Genomic DNA, 2,785 nt, shown 5'->3' on the forward strand with positions numbered 1-2,785 from the left:
AGCAGGGCGGGGACAACGGCCCGCGCGGCGACGGTCAGAACCGTGATGACGACGACGGGAGCGGCCGCGGTCGTCGAAGCCGTCGCCGGCGTGAGCGCAACCGCGGTGGTGGCGGTGGCCGTCCGTCGGAGGGCGAGACCGAGGTGCGGGACGACGACGTCCTCCAGCCGGTCGCCGGGATCCTCGACGTGTTGGACAACTACGCGTTCGTCCGCACCTCCGGTTACCTCGCGGGTTCGAACGACGTCTACGTCTCGATGAACATGATCCGCAAGCACGGCCTGCGTCGTGGCGACGCGATCACCGGCGCGGTCAAGATGCCGCGGGACGGCCAGAGCGACACCCAGAACGACGGGCCCGGCGGCGGGCAGGGTGGCGGTCGTGGCGGCAATCAGGGTGGCAAGAACCGGGCGAAGTTCAACCCGCTGGTCAGGATCGACTCGGTCAACGGAGGGCCCCTCGAGGATGCCCGCAACCGTCCGGAGTTCGGCAAGCTCACGCCGCTCTACCCCAACCAGCGTCTGCGCCTCGAGACAGAGAAGAACATCCTCTCTACCCGCGTGATCGACCTGATCATGCCCATCGGCAAGGGGCAGCGAGCGCTGATCGTCTCCCCGCCCAAGGCGGGCAAGACCACGATCCTGCAGAACATCGCCAACTCGATCGCGGTCAACAACCCCGAATGCCACCTCATGGTCGTGCTCGTCGACGAGCGACCGGAGGAGGTGACCGACATGCAGAGGTCGGTCAAGGGTGAGGTCATCGCCTCGACCTTCGACCGTCCGCCGTCGGATCACACCCAGGTCGCCGAACTCGCGATCGAGCGGGCCAAGCGGCTGGTGGAGATGGGGCAGGACGTCGTGGTCCTCCTCGACTCGATCACCCGGCTGGGCCGCGCCTACAACAACTCGTCGCCCGCGTCGGGGCGCATCCTGTCCGGTGGTGTCGACTCCACGGCGCTCTATCCGCCCAAGCGGTTCCTGGGGGCGGCGCGCAACATCGAGAACGGTGGGTCCCTGACCATCATCTCCACGGCGATGGTCGAGACCGGGTCCGCCGGCGACACGGTGATCTTCGAGGAGTTCAAGGGCACCGGCAACGCCGAGCTCAAACTGGACCGGCGCATCGCCGAGCGGCGCGTGTTCCCGGCGGTCGACGTGGGCCCCTCGGGCACGCGCAAGGAAGAGCTTCTGATGACGCCCGAGGAGGCCGGTGTCATGCACAAGCTGCGGCGCGTGCTGTCGGGCCTCGACTCGCACCAGGCCATCGACCTCCTGATGTCGCAACTGCGCAAGACCAACACCAACTACGAGTTCCTGTTGCAGGTGGCCAAGACGACCCCGACACTGCCGCAGGACGAGGAGTGACAGAGGCCCCGGGACGATCGCCGTCCTCGGTCGACGACGTCCTCTCCGAGTACGGGGGCCTCGAGGCGCAGCTGTCGGACCCGGCGCTCCACGAGGACCCGGTGGCCGCGCGCAGGGTGGGCAAGCGATTCGCCGAGCTGACCCCCGTGGTGCAGTGCTACCGCGCGCTGGAGTCGACCCGGGGCGATCTGTCCGCCGCGCGTGAACTGGCCGGTGACGACTCGTCGTTCGCCGAGGAGGCCGAGCGGTTGGCGACCGAGGCCACGCGCCTGGAGTCGCGCCTGGCCGACCTGTTGGCACCGCGGGACCCCCATGACGCGGACGACGTGCTCATGGAGATCAAGTCCGGCGAGGGAGGGGAGGAGTCGGCCCTGTTCGCGGCGGACCTGGCCCGCATGTACACGCGGTACGCCGAGAAGCACGGGTGGGTCGTCGAGGTCCTCGGGGTGACCGAGTCCGACCTGGGCGGCTACAAGGACGCCTCGTTCTCCATCCGGTCCCGGCACCCCTCCCGCGAGGGCGTGTGGTCGCGACTGAAGTTCGAGGGCGGGGTGCACCGCGTCCAGCGGGTACCGGTCACCGAGTCGCAGGGCCGGGTCCACACGTCGGCCGCCGGCGTGCTGGTGTTCCCGGAGCCCGAGGACGTGGGGCCGGTCGAGATCGACGAGTCGGATCTGCGGATCGACGTCTACCGCTCGTCCGGCAAGGGCGGGCAGGGTGTCAACACCACCGACTCGGCGGTGCGGATCACGCACCTGCCCACCGGAACTGTCGTCACGTGTCAGAACGAACGCAGTCAGCTGCAGAACAAGCAGCGCGCACTCGAGGTCCTCGCCGCCCGGCTCCAGGCGGCGGCCGAGGAGGCCGCGAGCGCCGAGGCCTCCGAGGGCAGGTCCACCCAGGTCCGTACCGTCGACCGGTCGGAGCGGATCCGCACCTACAACTTCCCGGAGAACCGCATCGCGGATCACCGGGTCGGGTTCAAGGCGCACAATCTCGACGCCGTGCTCGACGGTGACCTCGACGCGGTCCTGGACGCCCTGGCCGCCGAGGACCGTCGCAGACGTATGGAAGACGCGTAGGCCGTGGACCCCCGCCCCGTGCCGGCGACCGGGGTCGTGAGGTCGGCGGCGCGCGAGCTACAGGCGGCCGGCATCGACTCCGCACTCGTGGAGGCGCAGTTGATCTGCGCACACGTCCTGGGTGTCGGACGCTCCGCGCTCCCACTTGTCGAGGGGGTGGGCGCGGCCGGGGTCGCCGAGGTCGGACGGATAGTCGCCGCCCGCACCCGCGACCGGACCCCGCTCCAGTACCTGCTCGGCCGGGCCGTGTCGGGGCGACTCGACCTCGCGGTGGGCCCGGGGGTCTTCATCCCCAGGCCGGAGACGGAACTGCTCGTCGAGGACACGCTGTCCGCC

The 2,785-nt window shown here is 69.9% G+C and carries 2 protein-coding genes and 1 pseudogene; all 3 read left to right on the forward strand.

The genetic code is table 11. The features are described from left to right. On the forward strand, positions 1-1,367 hold a 1,367-nt coding region (gene rho / locus G6020_RS11490; protein WP_182610721.1), incomplete at its 5' end, for a transcription termination factor Rho. Further along, complete coding sequence (gene prfA, locus G6020_RS11495) at positions 1,364-2,449, forward strand: peptide chain release factor 1 (RefSeq protein ID WP_182610722.1); 1,086 nt, start codon at positions 1,364-1,366, stop codon at positions 2,447-2,449. The genes rho and prfA, both read left to right, overlap by 4 nt. A 3-nt stretch (positions 2,450-2,452) precedes the next feature. Further along, a pseudogene (locus G6020_RS11500) lies at positions 2,453-2,785 on the forward strand (peptide chain release factor N(5)-glutamine methyltransferase); the annotation flags it as partial.

It is taken from the genome of Dietzia sp. B19 (assembly GCF_014145155.1).
In the GTDB taxonomy this organism is placed as follows: Bacteria; Actinomycetota; Actinomycetes; order Mycobacteriales; family Mycobacteriaceae; genus Dietzia; species Dietzia natronolimnaea.